This window comes from Myxococcus sp. CA023, from assembly GCF_010998615.1.
Taxonomy (GTDB): Bacteria; Myxococcota; Myxococcia; order Myxococcales; family Myxococcaceae; genus Myxococcus.
The window spans coordinates 1-25,304 of sequence record NZ_JAAEAH010000056.1; the positions used below are offsets into that span (position 1 = coordinate 1).

The following is a 25,304-nucleotide window of genomic DNA, read 5'->3' on the forward strand; positions in this document are numbered from 1 at the left end:
AGCGCCGCTCCAAAGACGATGAGCAGCAACAGTTCGAGCGGGAAGACCACTTTGTGCGCGTGCCGCCTCGGGTCCTCCACCGCCGCAAAACGCGCAAAGAGCAGCAGGGACATCCCATCACTCGAGGTCGTCTCTTCCGTTCTGGTCATGGCAAGGGGGCAACCAATCCCACCTGCCACCTTATGCCCACCCTTGCTCCCGCCGTCCCTAACGATTCCGATCACCTATCGTGCGGGTGCCCTGAGGGGCAAAGGGTCCGCATCTTCGCCGTGTTACACGGCGGCACCCGCCCTGACGCCGACCCGGACGCAGACGACTACTACGCGGACACGGACGAGAAGCTGGCGCGCCTCGGGGGCGTCACGGCCGAGGACCGCATCGACGCGGCCCCCATTCGCCCGGACGGCACTACCTCCTTCGTGCATGTCGACCCGCGCGCCATCGATTTGGAGTGCTTCGCGAATCTTCGCAAATAGCGACTTGCATTGCACCTGAGACAGAGCACGTACGCACGCGCTCGCGAGCAGGCGCGCCAGAGAAAGCCATGACAGACACCCCCGAGGCGTATAGCGCCTCCGAAGAGCAGGCCATCTCCCCATCGCGCGATGCAGCGCTTGAGAGAATCGCCAACAGGCACATGGGTTTCGACACGCTGCGGACGCGCATCGGCCCCATCGACTTCCGCGAAGTCGCGGTGTGGGAAGTGAAGGATGCCCTCGAAGCGGCCTACCAAGCTGGGCTCGACGCAGCCGGCAGCACTCGCGTTGCCGCACCGAATCAGCTCAAGAGCCGTCGCAATCCCAGCGCACAATGACTTGCCATACGCGCGCAACAGAGCATGTATGCCTCATGCGCGCCACCCAAGGGCGCGCGGAAGGACGAAACAATGACACCCCGCAAGCCACGCACCGCCAGCTCCGCGAAGCCTGCCCGGGCACCCGAGGCAACCCTCGAACGCATAGCAAGCGAAGCACTCAACATTGAAACCTTGAAGACACGCAACAGCGACAGCCTCGACTTTCACGACGTGGCGGTGTGGCGCCTGAAGGAGGCTCTCGAAGCCGCCTATCAGGCCGGCCTGAGCGCCGCCAGCAACACCCGCAGCAAGTAGCGCCTCCTCTCACCAACCACGCCCCGCCCAGCGGGGCACCAGCGCATGAGGGCCTCCGGGCCACCCTTGCGAATGGCAGACGTGTACCCACGGCCCGGAAAGGAACACACCACCATGCCCCGCACCACCGCCTCGAAGACGAAGAAGCTGGAGTCCATGAACCTGACGGAGCTGCGTGCCCGCTACCGCGAAGTGGTGGGCGAGGAGACGCGCAGCCCCAACAAGAAGTACCTCATCCGCCGCATCGAGGAGTCCCTCGCCGCGAAGAAGCGGCGCAGCCCTTCCCGCCGGGCGACGGCCGCCGCCCCCAGCGCGCCTCCGGCGCCCGCCGCACCGGCCGCTGCCCCGGCCGCAGGCACGCAGCCTGCCCCTCGGCGCGGGCGCTTCGCTGGCATGTCGCTGGAGGAGATGAAGGCGAAGTACCGCGAAGTCGTGGGGCGCCCGACGGGTAGCAGCGACGTCTCCTACCTCAAGTGGAAGATTCGGGAGGCGGAGGCCGGCCGCGTGCCGGTGGGCCCGCGTCCCGAGCGCGAGCTGAAGGTGCGCGAGGACGGCAAGCGCGTCATCCCCCTCTCCTTCGACGACGAAGCCATCAAGGCCCTGGACAAGGCCTGGCGCGACGCGGGCCTGCCGAGCCGCACGCGCCTCGTCACACGCGCGCTGTACAACGAACTCACGGCCATGGGCGCTACCGAGGCCGCAGCGCACTTCGCTCCGAAGGCTGAGGAGTGAGGCCCGCCATGGCAACCAACCAGCACGCGACGGCCCTCATCCTTGCACAAGGCATCTGGGAGGTGCTCGACCGGTTGAAGATGACGGCGACACCGTGCATTCGCATCTGCAACGAGGAATGGCGTCCCGAGCAGGCCTGCCCCCCGGCGACGTCACAACGCGACGTTGACCGCGACACCCTCGCGCCCGGTCGCCCACTCGCGCAAGTACGTGTTGAGTTCCCCGAAGAACGATATCGACACCAGGTCCGACACCGCGAAGAGCTCCCGGAGCAGTGCGCCCACGTGGTTGTTATGTGTTTCGGCCGCGTCAGCGTCCACGTATTCTTCGATTATCGAATAGTGACCGGGCTTCTGCGTGGTGAACCACTGGTAGCGCAATGTTCCCGGCTCGGTCGCGGCGACGGAGGCCAATGCCCGCGCCGCTCGGAGGAACTCCGCCTCCCCGCCGGTCCGTGTCTTGAATTCACAAATCACCAGAAGGCTCATTCGACGCTCCTGCACAGGCTGCATTTCGAGGGCTGGCGTCCGTCATACCATCCGACAGGCTCGAAGTCGTCAACGAACGCATGCCGGTGGAGCCGCCCTTCCCGCAGCATCCTCTTGACGCACGCATGGCGCAGCGTCCTGATTCTGGCGCGGCGCGGGGCAGGTTCGGTCCTGCGCTGGCGTGCGGTGCGGGGACGACTCCCTGGAGGAGGGTGACGGATGCACGAGTACGATTTGATCGCGGACTGATATGCCTCCCACCGTACGGGCCAGATGGGCGTCCCGGAAGTGACGGCGCTCGCGGCCGCGCTTCCGGCCGGCGCCTGGGTGTTGGATGTCAGCTGCGGCACGGATCTGCCGCTGACGCGGATGCTGCTGGAGCACGGCTGCCACGTGCTGGGGGTGGATAGCTCCGCGAACTGCTCGCGCGATTTCAAGCGAACTTCCCCGATGTGCCGGTCCTCTGCGCGCCCATCCAGCCGTGTGAGCTTCAGGCGCGGCCGTTCGACTCGGCGATCGCATGGGGCGTCCTGTTCCACCTGCGCCACGAAGAGCAGGCGCAGGCGATCGCCAATATCGCGAGGGCCTTTGAGTCTCGGAAAGACCCGATACGGCACGCCTCAGCCGCAGGTGGACATCCGCCTACCGCGCGGATCCAGCCACCGGGAGACGAGCGCAATGCTCTACACCTTCGCCGCCAGCCTGGAGCTGAACACCCCACCCAACGAGCGGTGGCTCATTCGGACCGACTGCTGCGTGGAGCCGAACCACGGCCGCATCTTCCTGGACCTGGCCGAAGGGGACCATGCCGAGGCTATGCGCGGGATGATGCTCCTCAACGCCCTGCTGCTGGACTGAACGGCAGGGGCAGGGGAACCCGCGCCGCACCACCGCGCGGGCTCCTCTCCCAATCCCGTGACACTGAAACACCACACGAAACACGCCGCAACCCTCGGCGCCAACCACATCCAGTACAAAACACCAGACACGACTTGCTTCGCACCCCCACGCAGGGATGTATGCGTTTCGCGACGAACAACAAAGCGCCGCGCCAACCCCAAAGGAACGCACACCATGAAGACCACCCCCAAGCCCCCTCGCCTTGGCCAGACGACGGCAACCGCCCCCCAGAACGCCACGGTGACTCTGAGCCTCAGCAAGAACCGATACGGCACGCCTCAGCCGCAGGTGGACTTCTTCCTCCCGCGCGGCTCCAGCCACCGAGAGACGAGCGCGATGCTCTACACGTTCGCCGCCAGCCTGGAGCTGCGCACGCCTACCAGCGAGCGATGGATTGTGCAGACCGAGCGCCTCGAGGAGGCGAATCACGGCCGCGTCTACCTGGAGCTGGCCGAGGGGGACCATGCCGAAGCCATGCGGGGAATGGCGCTCCTCAACGCCGTGCTGCCGCGCTGAGCAGCAGAGGAAGGGGGAACCCGCGCCGCAGCACCGCGCGCCCGCCAGCAGCCCGGCGTCGGTGGACGGCTGCTCCGGCTGAACCAGCGGACGCGGAGGGGGACTCCGCGCCGACACATCCCGCCAATCCCCCGGCTTATCGCCAGGACAATCACACACACTGGAATTCCGCCTACCGCCCCGAGCCCAGAAACGCCGGGCTGCGCGCCACCCACAGAAGGCCGGCGTGAAACCCCGCGAATTCTCGCGACAACTCCAGACAGCCAAATCCACATTGCCAGTTGCCGAAGATGACTTGCTTCATTCGCACACCAGAGCGTGTATGCGTTTCGCGACGGGCGCCACAGCCCCGCGCGAACGCGACAGGCAAACTCCATGAAGACGCTCCGGTTTGGAATTGAAATTGAGACGGTTGGCGCCAGCCGCCAGAAGCTGGCCCATGCGATTCAGAGCACGGTGGGCGGGCACGTTTCTGGCGACTACCGGGGCTGGCAGGTGACGGACACCCAGGGCCGCGCCTGGAAGGTGGTGTCGGACGCCTCGCTGAGCGGGGGCGAGTACAGCGGTGAAATCGTCTCCCCCATCCTCACCTACCAGGACATGGACGCCTTACAGCAGGTGGTGCGCGCCGCGCGCGAGGCCGGCGCACGCGCCGACGCCTCCACTGGCATCCACATCCACGTCGACGGCAGCCGCTTCGACGCGAAGGGCGTCACCAACCTCGTCAAGATGGTGCACAAGCAGGAGCGCCTCCTGGAGACGGCCCTCGGGGTGAGCGCGGCGCGGCTGGCCCGGTACTGCCGGCCCATCGACGCGGCCTTCCTCCAGCGGCTGGAGGCACGGCGCCCGCGCACCCTCCAGGACGTGAATGAGGCTTGGTACGGGCGCCGCAACAGCATGCCCAACCGCTACGACTCCAGCCGCTACCACGGCCTCAACCTCAACAGCCTCTTCTTCCGGGGCACCATCGAATTCCGGTACTTCAACGGCACGGTGCACGCAGGCGAGGTGAAGGCCTACGTCCAGTTGGTGTTGGCCCTCGCCGCCCGGGCCCTGGCTTCGAAGGCCGCCTCCAGCAAGCGCCGCGGCTTCAACCCCGCCACCGCCAAGTACGACTTCCGGGTGTTCCTCCTTCACCTCGGCCTCATCGGCGAGGAATTCAAGACGGCCCGCCTCCACCTCCTCAAGCGCCTGGAGGGCAGCGCCGCCTGGAAGGGCCAGCGCCGCGACAGGCGCGGCCCGAGCGGGGAGGGCACGCCCGACAGCGAGGGCACGCAGGGCGGCGCTGGGGGCGCCCAGGGCAGCACGCACGAGGCCCTCGCCGCCTGAGGCGGCTTTCACGCCGGGGCCCTTGAGGGCCCTGGCCGCAATGACTACGGCGGGCCGCGCGCCCGCCCTCAACACGGAGAAACCCATGCTCTACTTCGCCTACGGCTCCAACCTCGACAGGGCCCAAATGCGCACGCGCTGCCCCAACGCCACCGTCGAAGCCCGCGCCACCCTTCCCGGCCACACCTTGGTGTTCGGCGGGTACAGCCGCCGCTGGGGCGGCGCCGTCGCCAGCCTCCAGCGCGTGCGCGGCGCCCACGTCGAGGGGCTGCTTTACCGCCTCACCCCGGGGGACTTGCGCGCCCTCGACGCCTTCGAGGGGCCCCCCTTCGCGTACCAGCGCGCCACGCGACTGGTGACGGACAGGGCTGGCCAGCGCCGTCGCGCACTGGTGTACCTCCAGCCCGAGGCACGCTTCGAATCCTGGCCACCCGCCACCCGTTACTTCCTCGTCCTCTGGCACGCCTACGGACGCCTGGGCTTCAACCGCGCCGCCCTCTCAGGCGCCCTGGGAGGTGTGGCATGAAGCGCGATTCAACCTCCGTCACGCGCGTCTTCGTCTACGGGACGCTGCTGTCCGGCGAGCCCAACCACCACCTCCTGCGCGGCGCACACCTCGTCGGCCCGGCGCGGACGCAGCCCCGCTTCACCCTCTACGACTACGGGCCCTTCCCCGCCCTCGCCTCCGGGGGCAAGCACACCGTCGAAGGGGAGGTGTACGAAGTCGACGCGCTCACGCTAGCGGCGCTCGACAGGCTCGAGGGCCACCCCCGCTTCTACCAACGCAGCCCCATTACCCTCGACGGGGGCGCGCGCGTCGAGGCATACCTGTTTCCCAAGGCGCGGCTGGCAGGCTGCCCCACCATCGAATCCGGTTGCTGGCGTCGACACATTCAAGAGAGGAAATCATGGTAATCGTCATGCGTGACGGGCGTGTCCTCCAGGGCACGGCCGTCCAAATCGTGAAGGGAATGCAGGACATCGCCTTCGGAGTGGAGCGCTTGTCCTTGGGTGAGTACATCGACTGGGTGGTAGGCAATGCCCAGCGTTTCGAGTCCGTCGCGCTGCGCGTCCAGGGCGAATCCGACGAGGAGAAGGCCGCGTCGCTCGTGGAGGAAATGCTGCGCGAGGGCCTGGCGACGAGGGGGTGACGGTGCCCTCCCCCAGCGCCCCACATGAGGACTTCGCGCGTGCGCTACTTCCCGTTCAGCCCCTGGCGAATCGCCTCGCGCAGGGCTTCCCGCAGCAGGTACACCTCCCCCAGCAGGCGAAGCACATCCTCAGCCGCGCGCTGCAGCGGCGTCCCCTGTTCCGCGGGGTCGTCGCTAAGCAACCGCAGGTAGTGCCCTTCGAGCCCGTTGAGTTCCTCGTCCGTCATGGGGCGTCTGCCTACCGAGGGACGTGACGCCGTGTCCAGTCGGGGCGTCCTCCACTGCGGGAAGAAGGCCCTCGTGGGCCCCGCGCGCCTCCACAAGCACCAAGGCCTCGCGCGCGCCCAGCGCCGTCAGCGCAGCCTCCTCCGCCCGTCGATACGCGTCCTTCGCTGCGGCCAACCGCGTCCGCGCCTTGAGACTTCCGTCCAAGCACGCATACGCCCGCTGCAACTCCACCTCTACCCGCCCCAGGCGCTCCGCGCGTGCCCGCCGCTTCTTCATGCTCATGGAGAGGGTGGAGAGCAGGTGGCATGCCGCACCTTCACGGACTCCTCTTCACTCGGGACGTGCTGAGCGCCGGCCCAGTGCCCACGTCCGTCGGCTTGCACTCTCCAGTCCGGGAAGGAAGACGCCAGCCACCGCCGCCCACGGGCTGGAGTCCCTGGCGACATTGGCCCATGAATTGAACTGCCCCGAAGGGCGATGCCACTGAAGGGCGTGGTTCCAATCAAGCCAAGTAGCTATCGAGTTCTGCCCACAGACTGACGGTGACTTGCCGTGCGGGGTTCGGCACTCGTTGCCCCGGCCGCGCACTCTTCCTCAGTGCTCGCCATTGCCACCGCATTTGAAGCAATGGCTTTCACGCACCAACCCTATGTGCGAAAGGAAGGAATTCCCTCCATGTCAGCCCTTGCGGCTATACTTCCTGGAATAGAGGGGGAAGCAGGGAACATGCTTTTGGTAGACGTGCTGGAGGAGTATCTCGACGAGGCCGAGTTCCGGTGGCAGCAGTGGGAGAGGGCCCTGGAGGCGCCGGACTTCACTCTCGGCGAGGTGGCAACGCTCGAGGAGAGACTGCTCGCGCACCTGGAGGGGCTGGAGGACGAGTCCGCACTCGACACCGTGCTGCGCCCGGCCTTCGACTCGGAGGAAGCGCTGCGCGTCTCGGCCGCAACCTACGCGCTGCTGGGGCTGGGCCAGGTGGACGAGGTGCTGGTACGGCTGCGAGGTGCGGAAGCGCCCACCCGTGCCGCCATTCTCCGGGCGTTGGAGGTGAGTGAAGCACCAGGGCTGGCCCCTCGCCTCCTCGAATTGCTGAAGTTGGAGGACACGGTACTTCAGGCGGGAGTGCTGGAGACGCTGGCCTTCCGCCAGGAAGCGCCCGTGGAGGTGCTGGCGCGCTTCTTCACCCATGACGAGCCGCGGGCGCGAGTCGCCGCCCTGCGCGGGGCGCCTTCGCTGCCGGAGGAGACGGTGCGCAGGCACTTGCCCGCGCTGCTCGATTCGGCCCACCCCGGCATTCGTGCGGCGGCCATGGAGACGGGCCTTGCCTCTGGAGTGCAGCTGGCCTGGGAAGCATGTCGTAAGGCAGTGCAGGCGCCCGGCACTCATACCCAGGAAGCCATGGTGTTGGTGGCACTGGGTGGTGACGAGACGGAAACCTCCCTCCTCGTGGACTTGCTGGAGTCCGCCGAGCTGCGTGCCCACACCCTCTGGGCCCTGGGCTTCAGCGGGCGGGTAGCGGCCATGGAGTCCTGCGTGAGGTACCTCGCGGTGCCCGAGGTGGCACGGCTGGCGGGAGAGGCCTTCTCGGCCATGACGGGCCTGCGCCTGGAGGGCGCCTTCGCCCTACCGCCAGGAGAGACGCCTGAAGGCGCGCCGGTACCGCCGGAAGAGCAGGAGAGCCTCGACGCCGACTTGACGCCCCGCCCAGAGGACGACCTGCCCTGGCCGCGGGTGGCGGCCGTGAAGGACTGGTGGACGCAAAACCAGGCGCGCTTCGCGAAGGGCACGCGCTACCTCCTGGGGCAGCCCTTCAGCGGCCAGGTGCTGGTGGAGGCGCTGGCGTCCAGCCCCATGCGACGCCGCCACGTCCTGGCGCGGGAGTTGGCGATTCGCACCGGCGGGCAGCACGTCATCCCCACCCGCGCCTTCACCTGGCGCCAACGCGAAGCCCTGGCCCAGGCCCGTGGCGCCTGCGCCCGACTGAAGAGCACGTCCCTGGCCTCCACCCTGCGGTGACGTCCCATGCCCGCCCTGGAGAACTTCACGCCCTTCGCGGCCACCGACTTCCTCTCGCTGACGAAGGAGGGCGAGGAGTGCCTCGTCCTCGTCGTCGCCGGCAGCTTCGTCCTCCCCCCGGCGGGGCGCGCCTCGGACGCGCCGCTGGCGGTATGCGAGGAGCAGCCGAAGCCCGTCACCACGGACACGTATTGGGGCGAGCCGGAGAAGTCGAGCCTGCGCTACGAGTCGCAGTCGGCCTATACGCGGCCCGGCACCGACGTGCTACTACACGGCCAGGCCTGGGCGCCGAGAGGCCGCAAGGTGACACGGACGCTGGTGGCGGTGCGAGTGGGCGCACTGGAGAAGCGGGCCACTGTCTTCGGCACTCGCGTGTGGTACCGCGGCCTCATGGGGCTGAGTGCCTCGGACGCCCTGCCCTTCGAGTCCCTGCCTCTGCGCTACGAGTACGCCTTCGGCGGCACCACGGCCTCGGGCCATGAGGCGCGCAACCCCGTGGGCCGGGGCTTCTACACCAGCGCGAAGGAGGCGCTGGAGAAGCCCCTCCCCTCCATTGAGGCGCCCGAGTCCCTCGTGCGCGGCTGGGCGGACAGGCCCCCTCCCTGCAGCTTCGGCCCGGTGGCAAGGCACTGGCAGCCGCGCCTGGGCTGGGCGGGGACGTACGACGCGACCTGGGTGGAGAAGCGCGCTCCCCTCTGGCCCCGGGACTTTGACGAGCGCTTCTTCCACGTCGCCCCTGACGGCCTGCGAGCTCCGACTCACCTGCAGGGCGGAGAGCCAGTGGTGCTGGAAGGTGTCTCTCCTGACGGGCCGCTCGCATTCCGCCTCCCCTCTCACCGACTCCTGGCCCGCTGCACCTTCGCGGGGCGGCGGGTGAAGCAGCGCATGGTGCTGGACACGGTGCTGCTGGAGCCGGACGAGGGCCGACTCGTCCTCACCTGGCGAGCGACGTTTCCGGCGCACCGGCAGTTCGCCACGCATGAGGTAAGCACCGTGCGGCTGCTGCTGCCCGGGGAGGACACGCCATGAGTGCAGTGCAGGTGGTGGGGCTGGGCCTGTGCACACCGGTGGGCACCTCGGCACACATGACGCTGGCCTCGCTGCGCGCGGGCCTCGTGCGCTTCGCGGAAACGGAGGTGCTGGACGCGGTGGCCGAGCCCGTCCGGGCCTCCCGGCTGAGTCTCCTGGACGCCTCCCTCTCCCGCACGGAGCGAATGGTGGCGCTGGCCCGGCAGGCACTCGCCGGCGTACGGCCGCTCATGGACGCACTCCCTCCGGGGCGGGTGCCGCTGTACCTCGGGCTACCCGAGGCGGGGCTGGGGCCCCAGGTGGAGCAGGAGGCGCTGGTGGCGGCGCTGCTGGCCCAGACTGACGGGCGCCTGGACGTCGTGCAGGTGCACGCGGCTGGGCGGGCCGCCTTCTTTGAGGCCCTGGCCTCGGCCCAAAAGGACTTGCACTCCGGACGCGCGGGGGCGCTGGCCCTGGTGGGCGCGGTGGACTCGCTGGCCGACAGCGCTTCCTTGGAGGCGCACGTGGGCGCGCGGCTGCACCTGGGGCGCCCGAATCCGGACGGGCGTATTCCAGGCGAGGCGGCGGGCTTCGTCGCCCTGGCGCGGCCGAGCGCCCTCAAGCCCCTGAAGCTGGAGTCCTCCGGCGTCCTGCTGGGCACGTCGCTCGCCGTGGAGCCGAGGCCCTTCGCGCAGAGCCGCCCCAGCCTGGCCGAGGGGCTGACGGAAGCCCTCCATGCCCTGACGCGGGACTCAGCAACGGGCGGGCGATGCGTGGACGCAGTCCTGGCCTGCCAACCCGGTGACTCATTCTGGGCCACCGAGTTCTCCCGCGCCTACCTGCGCAACGCCGCCCTCATGCCCGAGCCCCTGCGCGTCCTCGTCGCGGGGGAAGGACTGGGGGACGCGGGGGCCGGCGCGGGCCCCGTCATGCTGGGCGTGGCCCTGCACCGAGCGCGCTGGCGCCAGGCTGGCGCGCGCAGGACGCTCGTCTATGGCAGTTCCGACAGCGGACGCATCGGCGCCTGCGTCGTGGAGATGATTCGAAGTGCTAAGGAGAAGGCATGAGCAAAGTCTACGCCAACGGCCGCTCAATCATTCACAAGGGGAGCGGCAACACGCACACCTCGGCGGCCCCCGACGTCTGCAAGGTGCCGACACCGGGCGGGCCAGTGCCCACTCCCTTCGTCAACTCCGCCCAGGACTCTATGCTCACCAAGGGGAGCAAGAGCGTCACCATCAACGGCCACCCGGTGGCGCTGACGGACTCCGAGCTGAGCGTCAGCTCGGGCGACGAGCCGGGGACGGCGGGCGGCCTCATCTCCTCCAAATTCAAAGGGAAGCTGGCCTGGGGCAGCGGCAGCGTGGACGTGAAGTTCGAGGGCAAGGGCGTCGTGCGCTACCTCGACGTCACCCTCCACAACGGCAACTCCTTCAACACCGCGTTCATGTCGAATGGACGGGCGGGAACGGGCTTCGCCTATGGCGACGACTTCAAGGGCGCGTGCATCATCTGCCAAAAGGACCCGGACAGCCACGCGGTGATTGAGCGGCAAGAAACCGAGGAGGAGCAAAGCCTCGCCATTGCCAAGAAGATTCTCAAGGACCTCAAGGCACGCGAGGCCGAGTGGGCCACGGTCCATCAGGGAATCATTACAAAGGAAGCCCAACTCAAGCGCCTTCTCGAGGGCACGAATCCACCGCCAAAACAGGCGACCCTGGATGAGCGAAGGGCCGAAATTCAGAAACTCGAGGCGAAGCGCAAGGGACTTGAGGGCCATCGACGGGCGGACTCTACCGGATATATGTTTGGCGTCATGGTGTGCCGCGACGGCGAGAGGTTCGCCGCGGTGTCGGGTGGCGAGGTGCCTCCTGGCTTCATCGCCATCGCCGAGGCTCACGGATGCACCGTTATTGGCGAGGCCGCCACGCTGGAGGACTTCCTTGCCCTCAATCCAAGGTGTGCCGCGGGAGACACTGAGGCCATCAGAAAGCTCACCAAGCGGTGGGACGATACGGAGACGTCAGTCGCCGATAAAAAAGCAGGATACAACAACAAGCCTGGAACTTGCGCGGGCGCCAAACTCATCGGCAAGAGCGGCCACGTCGCGAATTCCATGACGGAGATGTTCTTCGCCTTTCCCAGCGCCAGGAAGCTGGCCTACCCAGTACTCTATCGCGGCCCCTCCGAATACTCTCCACCCAAGGTTAGAGCAGTGGGACCTGACGGCATGGGGGCGGGGGCATGGAAGCCTCCAAGTGTCGCGGCGGTCGTCGCTGCCCTCAATGAAGGTAGAAGTGTCGAGGCCGATGGGGAACGCGTTGATATGCGACGCAAGTCGGGTGAGACCGTGCTTTCCTGCCAGTCGTGTCAGGACACACTTTTCATGGCTCGGTGTGACATCGAGGTGCAGAAATGCGGATGACCTGGTCGAAGCTTCTTGAGGCCCCCCCGCCCTTGTCGATGCCGGGCTTGCTTGCGTTCATGGAGCGATGGAAGCCCGGTAGCACCCAGGGCTTCAAGCCGGCCACTGCCGACCAGATTGCCGTCCTGGCCAAGCCGCATGGAGGGCTCAATGCGCTGCCTCACGTGTATCGCGAGTTTCTGGAGACGATGGGCGCATCGACTGGCAGCCTGCGGTTGACGTTCGGCACAACCTCTATTTCGGCGCTGCTGGAGGACCGCGAGGACCTGCAACGGGAACGGCCGGATGCTCGCCGGTATCTCAGGTTCACCATTGGCGAGGAGGATGAGTTTAATACTACCGGGAGGCGCGACACGGACGATATCTTCGAACTCTTCCGTCCAACACCCGACGGACGGGACGCGGCAATCATCCGCATTCACGAAGAGGACCTGGTCCGTGGGAAGGGGGAGGTAGAGCGACCCTTCCCAACCTTCTCCGACTGGCTGCGAACAATCATTGTATCCAGAATCGTCTTTGATGCCGAACCGGAGAAGCAAACGGAGTACTACAGCCTTGGGCGGAAACCCGAGACTCCGGCCAGAACATACGACTTTCTCACGCGCCTGGGATTCTCGCTCACCGAACTCGGGGCCTCGTCAGAGGTGGTTCCTCTGGAGCACACAGAGTATGGCACGATTGCCCTTATCCGAGCACCTACAGCATCAATTCCGCGTACGGGACTGAGATTGCGTGCGCGTGACAAGGCACAGCAGCGGATTCTGGAGGAAGTCATCAGCGACCATGAGGAAGAGTTGAGCGGTGGTTGACGGGGCCACCGTCCACATGGCGTTCAAGACCTCCTCAACGCTGCATCGCGCGCAGAGGAAATGCTGCGCGCGAGCCTGATGGCGAATGGGAGCGAGGCTGGCATGGCCCGCTTGCCCTGTGCCTCGTGCATGCCCTTGAGGCAGCAAGACACTTCTCCTGCACGAGGGCAGCGCGGACCAGAAGGCGTGCTATCCTGCGGTGGCATCCTCGCTCTCTACATCAGCCACACAGTCTCTTGCTGCACTCGTCGCGACAGGCTGGAGTAGGCCCCTCCATGGACACCCGCAGCGAGATTGAGCGCTTCCTTCGCACCGGCGACTACGACGTCCACTGCAGGGCCTGGCCGGGCGACGTCCTCGAAAGGGAGAGGCGGGCGCGCGACGAACTCCGCCAGGCCCTCGTCACGGAAGTGCAGCGGCGCACCGCGGGCCTCGACGTGCCGGAGAAGCTCCAAGGCCTCGACGTCGTCGCCCTCACCCGCCGCAAGGTGGAGCCCATGGTGCGAGGCCTCTTCCCCCGCGAGGAGCAGGACGCCGTCCTCGCCGTCCTGGAACGCTCCGTCGTATTCGTCACTCCGGCCAACATCGTCCAAGTCCTGCTGAAGTCCTCCTGGCTGAATACCGCCTGGGACCTGGCCAACCTGTACCTCCTCGGCGTCGGCGCGGAGCTGCTGGGAGAGGACGCGCCCCGCATCCTTGGCCTCAGCGAGCACACCACATGCTACGTCTCCCTCTCGTACTTCGACGAGGAGTCCCCCTTCGCCGACTTCCTCGTCCATGAGGCGGCCCACGTCTTTCACAACTGCAAGCGCCGCACGGCGGGCCTGCCCGAGACACGCCGACGCGAGTGGCTCCTCGACATCGACTTCCGGAAACGCGAGACGTTCGCCTACGCCTGCGAGGCATATAGCCGCGTCCTTGAAGCCGGCGACAACCGCCAGGCGCGCATGGCGCTCGCCGAGGAGTACGCGGCCTGCGCGGCACCGTCCGACGAGCGCGTGTCGGTGAGCGAAGTCGTGGAACTCGTTCGTGAAGCCGCGGCAGCGAGGAATGGGTGGAAGCACATCCTCACGCGGTGTGCCCCTCAGACGCGGGCCGTCACACATGCCTCCGCAACAACGGTGGCAACAACAGCCCGGCGTCACGGACCATGAGGACTCGGGACGGGCGCCCTTTCCCGCGCGGTGGCGTCAGGGGCGTCCGTCCGGCTCGACGGGGGCCAGGCGCCCGTCCTCAGTGACGCGCACCACGTGGGCGGGTGCGAAGGTGCCAGCCCGGCCACACACGACTGCGTCGAGTCGCTGGTTCGTCGTCCCCACCACCAAGTCCCCCGCTTCATCCAGTGCGTATGCCATCGGTGCGCCAGGGAGAGTCACCCAAGGCGTGGCACGCCACCGCCCCTCGGACGCGTCGACACGCACCAGACTCCCCGCGCCGCCGAACATGTGCGCGAGGCCATCCACCACCACGAGGGTGCCGTGCATCCGCACGACAACCAGGGGGTTGGCCTGGGGCTCCTCCAGCACCGTCACTCGCCCCGCCTCATGCACTTCCAACGTGCCCCCAAACTCCCCGTCGTCCCACCCGACGAGACATGCCTCCCCCATGACTTCGAGGACGGAGGCGGAGTCCCGTCCAGGCACGGATGCACACGGACTTCCTCGTGGGGGCGCCTTCGGCTTGTCCCAGTGCAACTGGACAGAGGTGTGTCCCTCGTGCAGCGTCCATCCTCCGGCGCGTCTTGGACTGAGGTCGGCGCAATCGATGGACTCCGCGGGCTGCACCTCCTGTCCGGAGAGTCCCTCCAAGGCCAACCTCGCGTGGCTCCTCGCCACCGGAGAGGCGTGCGTCGTCACCACCCGCTGGAGCAGCGGCACCAACTCTTCCGCATAGGCATGGAAGGAGTAGCTGCCCAGCGCAGCAACCGCCGCGGCCTGGACTTCACTGTGCGGCGCGTACACCGCCTGGCGCAGCGCCTCGAGGGCGGCTGCGTCTCCCACGCGTCCAAGGGCCTCTGCGGCCCGCGCGCGCTCCCAGCCCTCCTTCCCCGTGGCCAGCAGCCGCAGCAACGGCTCCGTCGCCGCTGGCCGCGCCACGGCCCCCAGGGACGCAAGGCTCGCGAGGGCCCGGGCACGGCACTCGGGCACGGCGAGCTGATCAAGGACGCCCGGCACCGCAGCAGGACTCCCGAAGGCCACCAGCGCCTGCAGCGCCACGGGCGTGAGGCGCACGTCCGCCCGCTGTAGCGCCTGCAACGCCTCGGGCGCGGCCTTCGCCCCCAGGCGCACGTGGGCCGCCAGCACGGACGCCACGTAGGCCGCTCGCGGGGTGCATCCATCGAAAACCGCCTCGCAGCTTGGAGCAGGCGCCGAGGGGCAGGACATCCCTGGTGGGCGCCGGAGAGTGGGCTCCTCCAGCTCCCGCGCGAGGAGCGTCCGCAGGCGCGTAACGAACATCTCCGTGTACATGGAGGAGCGCCTGGCGAGGACGTGGCGCACGAGCACCAGCGCCTCTCAGCTCGACTCCGGATTCTCCAGCACCTCTACCAGCACCGGGGCCAATGTCGGGCCGAGGTGCTCCAGGGCCGACGTGGGCGACTCCAGGAGGTGGCGCACAATGGCTGGCCCTGCTCGCTCATCATCGAGTGAGGAGAGCGCGTGCAGGGCCAGCCCACCGGGCTCCCGCTCATACGCCTCGATGAGCGCAGGTACGGCGCCCATGGCCTTCCCGTCCATCTCGCCCAGCGCCTGTGCTGCACCGCCGCGCACGCGACGGTCCGAATGCCGAAGCAGCGAAATCAGCCGAGGGACGACTTCCTCCCCCGCGCGCCCCAGTTTCCAGGCTGCACACGCCTGCTCCGGCGGCAGCCACCTCTCCCCCATGTCGGGGCCGTGGACTTCCTGCAGCAGCGCAAGGCACGCGTCGGCCCCGTCGCAGCAACTCTCCCATGTCCTGGTGTCCTCCCGCTTCCACGGCCGGGAACACCCCAGGCACAGCGCCACTACCACGCACACGAGCCCGACCAACCGGCAGCGGTGCCCAGGCTTCACCTCTCCCTCCATGTCATCGCCTCTCAATCACTCCTCGCTGTGGAGGGCCTTCGAACCAATGCTTCAGCCACTTACGGGCCGCGCCGCGAATGAGCGCTCCGCTCCAGGGGCTTTCACGACGCGTGTGCCGGCCACCCAGTCGTGCAGGCATCGCCGCTCCTCGCCAACGATGAAGAGCGCATCCACGAGGCCGAACCAGACGCAGTAGCCGCAGAGCGCCATTGGGAGCGCGTTCCTCAGCAGGGCGATCCGCCACACCTCCGCTGGAAGTCCGTCTCCGCGGACGACGCGTATCCCCAGGAGCCGCTTGCCGAGGCTCGCCCCAGTGCCTCGAATCAGGTTCGCCTGCACGAGCAACACGAAGAGCGCCGGGATGTAAATCGCAGGAGCCTGCATCGCATCCTCGCCCGGTAGCGCCAGGCACCGGAGGACGCCCAGGAACAGGGAGGGCAGCAGGAGCGCGGCGCAGTCAACAAGGCATGCCGCGAGCCGAGCCCAGCACGTCGCCAGCTCTGGAGCCGCATGGAGGCACGGACGGCATAAGCCCGCTCCGGACGAGGCACAGAAGGCACAGGTGAAGGTGCCGCAGCGAGTACAAGCAATGGCGGCGGAGAAGCCTGGTTGCTCGGAGCATCGCGCTTCCGAAACTGACTCAATGGCCTCGCGGAAGTCGGACATGAAGGGCCGCAGCACAGCTACGGCCGCCCCGTGACGGCAAGCCTCTTCGGCGAAAAGCCCTCACTTCCACCAACAAACAGAACCCAATGGGTCTAGTAAACTAGACCCTGACGAAATCTTACCGTCTCTTCGTTCGTCGAGGAGCGGCACGTCGGTTACGCAGGTGCCAGCTCGGCAAGGAGGGCCGACAGCCTCATCAGGCTCATGGCCACGCCAGCTCGACATGGAGAAGCGGGTCCGCGGGCATCTCCACCTTCGAGGCACGGGCCGCACGGACGGCCTCGCCCACCACGCCGATGTCCGGGGCCGCGCGCGCCTGGCCGTCCAGCCAGTAGCGGCTCTCCGTCTCCGCGCGCAGGTGGCTCTGCACCCAGTCTGCGAGCATCGGCATCTGCTCCTCGACAATGGAGCGCGGCAGCTTCGCGCCGCGCGCCAGCACCTTGCTGGTGAAGCCGGACGACATGGTGCAGGAGGTGGCCGCGGAGGCTTGGGCGCGTCTGTCCTCGGGCGCGGGCACCAAGGGCCACGCCTCTACGACTGGGCGCGCATGCGTCTCAACCGTCACCTGGGCCTGTCACGGTGGCTACTGTTTCACAGAAGCCTCACGGACGGGAAAGTGGCCTTCTACGTAGCCCACGCCCGACGCAATGCCTCGCTGGAGTCGCTGGTGCGCGCGGCGGGCAGCAGGTGGGCGGTGGAAGAGGATTTCGAGTCCGCCAAGGGCGAAGTAGGCCTGGCGGACTATGAGGTGCGCACCTGGACGGCCTGGCACCGGCACATGACGCTGTGCCTGGTGGCTAACGTCTTCCTTGCCTCCGCACGAGTCATGGCCAACCTCCCACCCCAGGAGGGCATGCCCTCAAAAGCTCTCGGCCTGCCGCAGCGAAGAAACCCCATGCGCGCGTTTCTCGCCTGGCGCGGCCTTCACTGACTGCCGCCCTCGTTCGCTACTCCGTCCAGGAAGTGCGAAGGCTTCTGGTTGCGATTCTGCGGCATGCGGCGGCTCCGCTTGCTCATGCCCTGGCGTGGTGTCGCTGGCGACGCCACCACCAAGTCGTCGCCATGCAGTGCCACTACCGGGCCCGAGGAGCACGACTCAAACTGCATCTGCAGGACCAAACAGCCTACCCCCTCCTCGCCAGCCTGCTAAATGAGGGGCTGCCTCAGTCCGGAGCTCCACCGGTGCGACTATTTCGGCAAGTCGACTTCAACAGAATTCTTCGAAAGGATCAGATTGGACTTAAGCATTTCCAGTATGGTCGTCGGCGTTGTGAAATTATAGAACATTCTCGAAACCACGCCTGTGCCGACATTGCCCGCAGAGCCATCGAAAGCCAATGTCATTACATTTCCCTCCTTGTTCGACAGCAGATGCCCAACATAACCAGGATTGAGGTCAGTTCCATTTTTGGGATCCACCCAGCTAACTTTCATCTCATGAGTCTCTGCCAGAGCCGCAAAATGAGACAGAGAAAGACACATGAGTACGCGAATGTGCCCGCTGTATATGTCGTCGCAGTGGGGCGCGAGCGTCGGGAATAGATACATTGGGGTGGCCAACGGGACAAACAACGCAGACCGGAGATCCGAGACCGGGCCGTCCAACTCCACTTCTCTCAACCACAGATCAAATGCTCGCCCGTCGCGAAAAGGACCACGATAAACACCCAAATACAAGCATTTTTCAACAATCCCAATTGCCCAATTCGACGATCTGGACCGCTCAATCAAACAGGCCAATTGGCTTTCATAAAGACGCTCCTCCAGAACCTCCTCTGAAAGGCGAACTAAATCGCCACGAGCATCATGACCAGCGCCTGTCTTGATGAGTTCTTGTGTCCGATTCAGGCGTTCGGCCTGCTTGATGAGTCTCTTGAATTGCTCGAACTTTCTAGGTGACTCTTTCTTCTCAACTTCCGCAATGAAGTGTTCGCAATTCGTTCTTGCTGCAAACTGAGCTAGAGGCAGCAACTCTTCGTTTACCTTTCCTTCCTTAAGCTCAATCACATGCAGTGCGCGCTCATCTCCGTCTCGGGCAAGAATGTCTCCCAGGCGAACGAAAGACGTCAAATCGCTAATAAGAGCAAACCCCCGAGGATTGCCTACATTGAACCGATCAACGAATGAAATATAAGACTCGACATTTGAGTGAATTAGCGACGGGGACGAGTCATCCGTATTCAGGCGTCGCGCAAGCCATAGTTGATTTCCTATAAGTTGCCAAGCGATTGTGTCGGCCAACTTGCGTAGAATTGCCTCGGATTCTTCCAGGCGCTCAAGCGAGTGAATGATTTTCCTCTCGGCGGATCTGTTCTTTGATGATTTGTTTTTTTTGAGCGACGATCGATCCTTTTCGATTTCTATTAGTCCGGTTAGAATTTCTTTTTGACCCTTTGCGAACCCTTCGTGTACTGCCGGGATGAACTTTTCTTCGTATTCAGGGTCGAGAATGTCGCCTGGTCCAGTCAGATCTAAGCCGTACGTGTTTATATATATCTCGATTTGCTTTCGCTTCTCCTGAAATGTGGGATTATCGGAACTCCAGTCGGAACTCCAGTCGGTCAACATGTGTTTAAGCCCTCCTCCTGAGAGTGAATGCTAATGGGGCTGTAATCTATGTCAATTGGATTGTAATCGCCACCAAGGTGTCAGACGACTTGTAGGCGCGAGGTACCGGAGCGGATGCCCTGTGCCTACCCAATACTCGGCCGCTGCGTCATGGGTGCGTCAAGGCGTGTGAGCGAGGCGCGCGTGGGCGAGCTGCTTGTCGCTGACGGCCTGGAGGGGCGGCACCTCCAGCCCCGCCACTGTGAGGACCACGTACGGCAGGACGACGTGCACGCAGCCCGCCTCGAGCTGGTCCGCGAGTGCGTCAGCCGCATCACTCCGCTGGGCCGCGCGCGGCTCGAACAGAGGTGATGCCGAATCGCTCTTCCAGTGCCTGGAGCGAGGGCCCTGTCGTGCGCGACACCTGCTCATCCACCCCGAGGACGGTGGCGTGGAGGGCCCCCTCGGCGTCCGACACCTCGACGTAGGCATCCAAAGCACACCGGGCATTCGCGACGCTTCGCACGCGGTACAGCCCTGGCGCCGTCACCCGCACCGTGGCCGCGCCGCGGCCATGCCATAGGCATCGGCCGGGCACACCGTGCGCCCGCGCCCCCCACGACCTCACCCACCAGAACCATCTTCCGCGACGGCAAGGCCTTCCGCGCCATCGGATAAACGTCGTCGGAGACTAAACGCCCGATCATGAATCTCGCACGCGCTCAGGCGGCGCTCCGCAGATGGACCTTGCGGAGGATAGGACTGGCACGCCGCTGGGCGTTGCGAGCGTGCAGGTAGGCATGGACGCGCCGCATGCGCTTCTGGAGGGTGCGGCAGCGATGGTTGCGAGTGACATTGGCGTGGAGGTCCAGCCAGACGCGCTCAATGCGATTGGCGTCCGGGCAGTAAGGCGACAGGAAGTGGAGGACAAGCCGGCCGCCGAGTTGCTCGAGCGCCTTTCTCGTCTTCTGGCTGCTATGGATGGAGGCGTTGTCCAGGATGAGGTGGATTCGTGGGGCGCCAGGGTACTCACCGGCGATGCGCCAAAGCAGCTGGATGAAGAGTGAGCTGGCCTTCGACTTGCCTTCCACCCAGGTGAGGCGGCCCGTCTTCGAGTCCAGGGCGCCGGCCAGGTATCGCTTCTTGTTGTTGCCTGGCGTGAGCACCACCCGGCGCTGGCCGGGCAGGCACCAGTCGCGTCCCACTTTCGGATTGAGATGGATGTCCACCTCGTCCACATAGAGGACCGGCTCGTCGGACCGGGCACATGCTTCCAGGCACCGCAACTCGAAGAGACGCCGGCGCCGCTTCCAGCCCGGCCAAGGGCAGCCCACCACGGGTTTGGCCGCCTTCAGGCTCGCACCGAGGGTGGCAAGCGCACGGCCCATGGTGGCAACCGACACCCGCGCCAGGCCCCGGCGCTCCATCTCCAGCGCGAGCAACTCTCGTGTCCACGTCGGGCGGCACCAACCCACCTCTTCGGGAGTACCCGCCAGCACGCGCGAGAGAATGGCGAGGAAGCGCTCATCCACCTTCGCCTCGCCATTGGCCGCCCTGCGGTCCAACAGGGCTTTACGCCGTCCCGTCCGGTAGCGATTGACCGCAGAGACGACTGTGGAGGTGGCGCACGCCAGAGCACGTGCTACCTGCCTGCACGATTCGCCGCGCGACACTCCCACCACCGCCATGCACCGCCGCAGGGTGAGCGGGCAGCCGCTCCTTTCACCCCAACGGATGAGGGAGCGGCGCTGCAGTCGCGAAAGACGGGGACTACCTTTGTCCCTGGGCGGGGCCTTTCTGATTCCTGGTCTTCTGCGCACACAGAGCCGAACGGGATGTGCCCCTGCCTCTTCCTATCGCCCCGCGCGCCCGCCCGCTCACCAACCCCGATCGAGAATCACGAGCGGTGGTTTAGCGTAGCGCCTCAAGAGCGGCTGCGTGTTGGCGGTCGTGAGGAGACACAGCTCCCTGGTCATCGACTCGACCGGTTTTCCAAGCTTCCGGCCACCGCGTGCCCCGCCAAGTGAAGGGCAAGCTCACTCCGCCCAGTGCCCCACATTCTCGGGACCACTCAGCGACAGGGGGCCACCGGCCAGCATTCGGAAAGCACTGGCCTGAACTCAAGCCCCTCACTCAACCGTGGACAGATTCCTACTGTTTCGGCAGCCATCTACACCAACGGCTGGTGATGGTGCGGCGCCCAGTGCCGAGCCTACGCTGCGGCCATGAGGCCGTCGCGCCCCCTCGCCGAACCTCCCCTGCTGAGCACGAGATGAAGTGCATTGGATGAGCCCTCTCATGCGCCGCCTATCTTGACGCTCGCCAGCACCAGCGGCCCGTAAAGAGAGCGCCGACGGCGACAGGTCATCTAGTGAATCTCTTCGCTAGATCCTCAGGGCATTGGCATCGGTGTCAACTCATCACTCCCGATGGCAACCTCGAGAAAAGCGTCCTGTACACTTCAAAGCATCTACTTCCGTTTGAGCCCTCGGCGACTCGGCAGTACTTGAATACCACCAAGAAAGGAGAGAGCAAACTTGAGGCTTATTCCACTTCTGCTTATCTGCAGCTGTGCATCGACTGGAGGCGGCCCGCTGTCACAAGGGAGGATGTTCTCATCCGCCACCACAAGGGTCCAACGCTCCTCAGCACCAATAGGAGCAACTGCGGCATCAAACCTTGCAAGCGCGGCGACTGGCGTAGCACTCAAGCAAGCACTGCAGGGGCTTCTCGGAGACATACAAGCGCGCGCCCACATACTCGGCGACGAACTTACCACGCGACTCTCCAACGAAGTAAAGGTTGCAATATCTCAACTAGACAGCGTCCTAGGAACTCAAATCACAAAACCCCTCAATGAACTCAACTCCTCTGCGCGCACCGTGGCGGATCGAGCAACAGTCATCGCCACCCAAGCGCGCGGGGTGATTGACGCCGCAGTCAAGTGCGCAGGCAGCGATGCACACTTGATTATCCAAGGAGCAACTGCTTCGCTTGCCGCAACAGGTGGAGACATATCATTTTGGCGCGAAGACATGCCGTTTGTGGGGTTGTCTTATGCACTGGGGTATCAGTCGCGAATGGGCATGTATGTGGGTCGCGAACCCACGCCTTTTCGGATTGTCGGCGGATTCCCCGGACTCTCACCGCAACAATGCGGTATGCCCACGGTGGCATTGGGCAAGGCCGGCAACGAGGTGCCTGTGGTTTCAGCCGATCACCGTTCGATTGTTGTAGTTTATCCTTCCATTAGCGAGGCCGGAGTTTTTCCGGTTGTAATCAAGTACCGAAGTCAGTCTTGGCATGGATGTAGGTCAAAACCGATTGAGCTAAGGACGTTTCTCGTGGTCGCACCTGCTCCGGAGTTCAAAATCTCATATTCCGCACTAGCCAATTGCGGCACATACGAACGGCAAACGAAATCCATCAGCACATGGATTCCCAACGACAAATGCCAAGGAGACAAGCACGGAGATCTCGCGCTTTGCGCCGACCCTGGCTGGGAACTCGACTCAACAACGGTCAACTGGATTGGCTGCAATGGAGATCGAGACCACAGCCACTTTCGAGATAACAATTGCGGGCGTGCCAAATGGACGGTTCCTGAACAGGAAGGCTTTCTGTGCACAGGCAGCAACAAGTCTGGTGGTGCAGAACTATTTATCACCCAGCGACGACTGACAAAAACACCGGCAAAGCAACCAATCACTGGAACATCGTCGCGCCCAGCAACTTACAACACAAGCACCAGACTGGCGGTATTCGACCCATTAAAGACCCCCTCCTTAACCTCAGATCAGCCCCCTTGGGAGTGCGAGTGGACGGTCAGTGCGTCAGTAAGGCGTCCTGACGGCACAATTACCGACATTCCAGCAAGGACCGGGGTAGGCTCTCTGACTTCCGCATCGGCCGACGGGGTTTCGTATGACTGGAACCCACTTGACGGCTCAATAACGGTGACTTCTCCACCATACTCTTGCGACTACTTCCAGTAGAACCATTCTGGTACAGGGTCCCAAGGCATACAAAAACATGCACTTTCCAAGAAATCGGCCGTCCTTTGCTCGCATCAAGTCCGAGAACGACAATGGGTAAATGAAGCTGACCGGGACGCGCGAGGTCGTCGGCCGACTGCATTGACGCTGCGGAGGGGGTGGAACCACCAAGGAGGCTATGGCGCATCGAGCCTTCGCCCACTAATGTCTGGATTCGCATCCACGCGACGAGGACATGCAAAATGCGGGGGTGGGTTCAAGACTCCATCATCCGACCTCCCTACCCCAGTCTCGCAAATATGCGGTTCCGCCCCTCGCGAGAGGACATAACCAACTCCTGCGCCCACTCAACACGCAAGGGCTCTCATGGAAGGAGGCGGGAAGTCTCCCTTGTGCGCTTTGCTCTAGACACGAAGTCAATCATGTGCAGATGGGCCTTCTCGCGGTGAGCGCCCGCCCCTACCACGCGGGTCTGACATGGCCGAAATGGCAGTGAATCCAGCAGGTTGACGCGCATTTCCGCCCTGATTACCTAAGGGAGAACCCATTTCTCCGCGCCAATCGGGCCGGAAAGGAAGCCAGCAATGACCAAGAAGAATGTCCACACCGTTCCGTCTAAGGGTGGCTCGGGGTGGGACAATAAGGTCGGTGGTGAAGTCGTTAGCCACCACCACAAGAAGGAAACTGCGGTCGAGAGAGGCCGGTCGATTGCACGGTCGAACGAGTCCGAGCATGTCATTCACAAGAAGACCGGGGAGATTCACGAGAAGAACAGCTATGGGAATGATCCCAACCCGCCGAAGGACCGGCGGTAGCTGAGCTTTGCCCCACAGCCCCTTGCGCTGCTCGCGCTCGTTACCGCGAGCAGCGGCCCTCCAAAGCTCGGCTAATGCGTCTATTCGAAGGCGCCAGCCGACTCTGCTGAAGGAGCACGCTGCCTTCGCTTCGGAGCCTCCTTCTTCACGGGCGCGACAGTTGCCGGAGGAGGAGAATCCACCGCCGGTACACCGGGACCTGACACAGGATACGCCTCGGGCCGAACAAGGCCGTCCCATCGCGATGCCCCCTTCCATCCCACAACGAAGGCCAAGCCGAGCGCGAGGACGCAAACGAGTCCCCAGTAGACCTTCCAGGCCACTCGCTTCGCACTCCTAAGCCATCGGGACGTCCGCCGCGCCTCTTCATGGTGCAGCGCTGCCGAGGTTAGCTGCACGGGCAGCTCCCGCACGCGTGAAGTCTCCGCAGGGCCTGGAGTGCGGGAGGCGCCACCAGAAGACAGCACGACTACGGGACGCGGGGCAGTGGGAACCTGGGCCGTAGCAGGCAGCGGCGTGACAATACGGACCGGCGTGGACTGCTTCGGCAGCGGCTGGACTCGCCGGAAGAGTCGAGCGACGAGGTGCGCCGCAACGGAGGAGTCCGTGCCCGGTAGGCAGCGAAGCGCTGTGCCTCCACCCTCGTCCTGGCGTGCCCCACGGCCACAATACACGGCTTCGTCAGCTGGCAAAGGGCTTGAGCGAGCACCGGCGAGTTGAAAGGCTGCAAGTCAATCCGCGAGCCCCCTCCGCGGGCTAGGACGACCACTTCCGCACCGCCCTCCTGCGCCCGGCGGAGACCATCCGCGATGGACTCCTCGTCGTAGAGCCCTACCGGAATGAGCTCCACCTGAACGCGGGTGCCGATGGTGTCTTCGAGCTGACCGCTGAAGTCCGCCACCGCTTCGCTCCCCTCGGACGTGACGAGCGCCACGCGCGTGAAGGGCCTGGTGACCTTCGGCGGTGGGGACTGGCGTCCCGCTGCGATGGCGTCGAGCTCGGCCTGATGTCGGACATGCCGACTCGAGGGGCCGCGGTCCGTCCAACTCTTCGCCATGAAGCGCACGTCGATGCCGCCACGCTCCTCATCCACGAAGGCCCTTGCACTGCCCTCGAACTCCACCATGTGCGCCAACCCAGGGCGCCAAGTGCAATCGTCCGGAAGCACCACCCAGACGCGCTTGTCGAAGCCACGGGTGTCGGCCAGACATACACTGCGCCCGCGCACCTCCACGACCTCACCCACCAGAATCATCTCCCGCGGCGGCAAGGCCTTTCGCGCCATGGGCTGGACGTCGTTAGAGATGAGCTGGATGACCGACCGGATGGAGAAGTACTGCGGTTTCTGCTTTCCAAGTCCCCGCTGCATGCGCCCTCCCTCGCATCGGGCACCACACCCGACTTGTGGGTGGAGGTATGCCAGATGGGGTTGACACGATTTGGCGAACTGGGTCAGCAGAGCCCCAGAATTCTCGAACTGCTCCGTAGCAGAGGAATCTTGTCGGC

27 protein-coding genes and 1 pseudogene are annotated in these 25,304 nt (G+C 65.2%); 19 read left to right on the plus strand and 9 right to left on the minus strand.

Translation table 11 applies throughout. From position 1 onward, the window contains the following. The first annotated feature begins 182 nt into the window (after window positions 1-182). The 4 genes from F8M74_RS23710 (at window position 183) to F8M74_RS23725 (ending at window position 1,843) form a co-directional block, all read left to right on the plus strand. Complete coding sequence (locus F8M74_RS23710; protein ID WP_141254465.1) at window positions 183-476, plus strand: hypothetical protein; 294 nt, start codon at window positions 183-185, stop codon at window positions 474-476. A gap of 68 nt (window positions 477-544) precedes the next feature. Further along, on the plus strand, window positions 545-814 hold the full coding sequence (locus F8M74_RS23715) for a hypothetical protein (protein ID WP_141254460.1): 270 nt from the start codon (window positions 545-547) through the stop codon (window positions 812-814). A gap of 72 nt (window positions 815-886) precedes the next feature. Further along, on the plus strand, window positions 887-1,111 hold the full coding sequence (locus tag F8M74_RS23720; RefSeq protein ID WP_141254459.1) for a hypothetical protein: 225 nt from the start codon (window positions 887-889) through the stop codon (window positions 1,109-1,111). Window positions 1,112-1,225: 114 nt separating this feature from the next. Further along, window positions 1,226-1,843, plus strand: coding sequence for a DUF2924 domain-containing protein (locus F8M74_RS23725; RefSeq protein WP_141254458.1), 618 nt, complete (start codon window positions 1,226-1,228; stop codon window positions 1,841-1,843). Window positions 1,844-1,995: 152 nt separating this feature from the next. On the opposite strand, the gene F8M74_RS23730 is transcribed toward F8M74_RS23725, so the two are convergent. Beyond that, complete coding sequence (locus tag F8M74_RS23730; RefSeq protein ID WP_141254457.1) at window positions 1,996-2,331, minus strand: putative quinol monooxygenase; 336 nt, start codon at window positions 2,329-2,331, stop codon at window positions 1,996-1,998. A gap of 678 nt (window positions 2,332-3,009) precedes the next feature. Here F8M74_RS23730 and F8M74_RS38010 point away from each other — a divergent pair. From F8M74_RS38010 to F8M74_RS23765, 6 genes are all read left to right on the plus strand, one after another. Next, window positions 3,010-3,189 (plus strand): hypothetical protein, encoded by a 180-nt coding sequence (locus tag F8M74_RS38010; RefSeq protein WP_228560036.1) that lies wholly within the window; start codon window positions 3,010-3,012, stop codon window positions 3,187-3,189. Between the two features lie 216 nt (window positions 3,190-3,405). Beyond that, complete coding sequence (locus F8M74_RS23745) at window positions 3,406-3,747, plus strand: hypothetical protein (protein ID WP_141254456.1); 342 nt, start codon at window positions 3,406-3,408, stop codon at window positions 3,745-3,747. 375 nt (window positions 3,748-4,122) lie between these two features. Next, window positions 4,123-5,076 (plus strand): amidoligase family protein, encoded by a 954-nt coding sequence (locus F8M74_RS23750; protein WP_141254455.1) that lies wholly within the window; start codon window positions 4,123-4,125, stop codon window positions 5,074-5,076. 40 nt (window positions 5,077-5,116) lie between these two features. Continuing rightward, a complete protein-coding gene (locus F8M74_RS23755; RefSeq protein ID WP_228560038.1) occupies window positions 5,117-5,602 on the plus strand; it encodes a gamma-glutamylcyclotransferase family protein in 486 nt (161 codons plus the stop codon). Next, on the plus strand, window positions 5,599-5,991 hold the full coding sequence (locus F8M74_RS23760) for a gamma-glutamylcyclotransferase (protein WP_141254453.1): 393 nt from the start codon (window positions 5,599-5,601) through the stop codon (window positions 5,989-5,991). Before F8M74_RS23755 ends, F8M74_RS23760 begins: the two co-directional genes overlap by 4 nt. Window positions 5,992-5,996: 5 nt before the next feature. Then, window positions 5,997-6,227, plus strand: a complete 231-nt coding sequence (locus F8M74_RS23765) for a hypothetical protein (RefSeq protein ID WP_090495982.1) — start codon at window positions 5,997-5,999, stop codon at window positions 6,225-6,227. A 44-nt stretch (window positions 6,228-6,271) separates the two neighbouring features. On the opposite strand, the gene F8M74_RS23770 is transcribed toward F8M74_RS23765, so the two are convergent. Beyond that, entirely contained in the window at window positions 6,272-6,454 is a 183-nt protein-coding gene (locus tag F8M74_RS23770) for a hypothetical protein (RefSeq protein WP_141254452.1), read from the minus strand. A 727-nt stretch (window positions 6,455-7,181) separates the two neighbouring features. On the opposite strand from F8M74_RS23770, the gene F8M74_RS23780 reads away from it, so the two are divergent. From F8M74_RS23780 to F8M74_RS23805, 6 genes are all read left to right on the plus strand, one after another. Further along, window positions 7,182-8,471, plus strand: coding sequence for a TIGR02270 family protein (locus F8M74_RS23780; RefSeq protein WP_141254451.1), 1,290 nt, complete (start codon window positions 7,182-7,184; stop codon window positions 8,469-8,471). A 6-nt stretch (window positions 8,472-8,477) separates the two neighbouring features. Further along, window positions 8,478-9,500 carry a DUF2169 domain-containing protein gene (locus tag F8M74_RS23785; protein ID WP_141254450.1) on the plus strand — a complete coding sequence of 341 codons (1,023 nt, stop codon included), beginning with the start codon at window positions 8,478-8,480 and terminating at the stop codon, window positions 9,498-9,500. Beyond that, window positions 9,497-10,546: a 3-oxoacyl-ACP synthase gene (locus F8M74_RS23790; protein ID WP_141254449.1), complete on the plus strand. Its 1,050-nt coding sequence runs from the start codon at window positions 9,497-9,499 to the stop codon at window positions 10,544-10,546. The genes F8M74_RS23785 and F8M74_RS23790 overlap by 4 nt, the downstream gene beginning before the upstream one ends. Next, entirely contained in the window at window positions 10,543-11,904 is a 1,362-nt protein-coding gene (locus F8M74_RS23795) for a DUF4150 domain-containing protein (RefSeq protein ID WP_141254448.1), read from the plus strand. Before F8M74_RS23790 ends, F8M74_RS23795 begins: the two co-directional genes overlap by 4 nt. Then, the gene (locus F8M74_RS23800; protein ID WP_228560040.1) at window positions 11,901-12,713 is read left to right on the plus strand and encodes an SMI1/KNR4 family protein; all 813 of its coding nucleotides are present in this window, start codon (window positions 11,901-11,903) and stop codon (window positions 12,711-12,713) included. The genes F8M74_RS23795 and F8M74_RS23800 overlap by 4 nt, the downstream gene beginning before the upstream one ends. 275 nt (window positions 12,714-12,988) lie before the next feature. Next, the gene (locus F8M74_RS23805) at window positions 12,989-13,867 is read left to right on the plus strand and encodes a hypothetical protein (protein ID WP_194856998.1); all 879 of its coding nucleotides are present in this window, start codon (window positions 12,989-12,991) and stop codon (window positions 13,865-13,867) included. Window positions 13,868-13,903: 36 nt separating this feature from the next. Here the strand turns inward: F8M74_RS23805 and F8M74_RS38685 are convergent. The 3 genes and pseudogenes from F8M74_RS38685 to F8M74_RS23820 all read right to left on the minus strand — a co-directional run bounded on the left by F8M74_RS38685 (window position 13,904) and on the right by F8M74_RS23820 (window position 16,961). Beyond that, a pseudogene (locus tag F8M74_RS38685) lies at window positions 13,904-15,775 on the minus strand (HEAT repeat domain-containing protein). Between the two features lie 51 nt (window positions 15,776-15,826). Continuing rightward, the gene (locus tag F8M74_RS23815) at window positions 15,827-16,441 is read right to left on the minus strand and encodes an RDD family protein (protein WP_141254446.1); all 615 of its coding nucleotides are present in this window, start codon (window positions 16,439-16,441) and stop codon (window positions 15,827-15,829) included. A gap of 202 nt (window positions 16,442-16,643) precedes the next feature. Continuing rightward, window positions 16,644-16,961, minus strand: a complete 318-nt coding sequence (locus tag F8M74_RS23820; protein ID WP_141341492.1) for a hypothetical protein — start codon at window positions 16,959-16,961, stop codon at window positions 16,644-16,646. Between the two features lie 96 nt (window positions 16,962-17,057). On the opposite strand from F8M74_RS23820, the gene F8M74_RS23825 reads away from it, so the two are divergent. Beyond that, complete coding sequence (locus tag F8M74_RS23825) at window positions 17,058-17,372, plus strand: hypothetical protein (RefSeq protein ID WP_141254444.1); 315 nt, start codon at window positions 17,058-17,060, stop codon at window positions 17,370-17,372. Between the two features lie 257 nt (window positions 17,373-17,629). On the opposite strand, the gene F8M74_RS23830 is transcribed toward F8M74_RS23825, so the two are convergent. The 3 genes from F8M74_RS23830 to F8M74_RS23840 form a co-directional block, all read right to left on the minus strand. Next, window positions 17,630-19,009, minus strand: a complete 1,380-nt coding sequence (locus tag F8M74_RS23830; protein ID WP_141254443.1) for a hypothetical protein — start codon at window positions 19,007-19,009, stop codon at window positions 17,630-17,632. A 313-nt stretch (window positions 19,010-19,322) separates the two neighbouring features. Then, window positions 19,323-19,514, minus strand: coding sequence for a hypothetical protein (locus tag F8M74_RS23835; protein WP_228560046.1), 192 nt, complete (start codon window positions 19,512-19,514; stop codon window positions 19,323-19,325). Between the two features lie 196 nt (window positions 19,515-19,710). Further along, the gene (locus F8M74_RS23840) at window positions 19,711-20,676 is read right to left on the minus strand and encodes an IS630 family transposase (protein ID WP_141254442.1); all 966 of its coding nucleotides are present in this window, start codon (window positions 20,674-20,676) and stop codon (window positions 19,711-19,713) included. A 921-nt stretch (window positions 20,677-21,597) separates the two neighbouring features. Between F8M74_RS23840 and F8M74_RS23845 the strand changes: the two genes are divergently transcribed. Together F8M74_RS23845 and F8M74_RS23850 are read left to right on the plus strand one after the other, a co-directional pair. Next, a complete protein-coding gene (locus F8M74_RS23845; protein WP_141254441.1) occupies window positions 21,598-22,983 on the plus strand; it encodes a hypothetical protein in 1,386 nt (461 codons plus the stop codon). Window positions 22,984-23,567: 584 nt separating this feature from the next. After that, window positions 23,568-23,798 (plus strand): DUF2188 domain-containing protein, encoded by a 231-nt coding sequence (locus F8M74_RS23850; protein WP_141254440.1) that lies wholly within the window; start codon window positions 23,568-23,570, stop codon window positions 23,796-23,798. Between the two features lie 469 nt (window positions 23,799-24,267). Here the strand turns inward: F8M74_RS23850 and F8M74_RS23855 are convergent, their stop codons facing one another. Then, the gene (locus tag F8M74_RS23855) at window positions 24,268-25,167 is read right to left on the minus strand and encodes an exodeoxyribonuclease VII large subunit (RefSeq protein WP_141254439.1); all 900 of its coding nucleotides are present in this window, start codon (window positions 25,165-25,167) and stop codon (window positions 24,268-24,270) included. Between the last annotated feature and the right edge of the window lie 137 nt (window positions 25,168-25,304).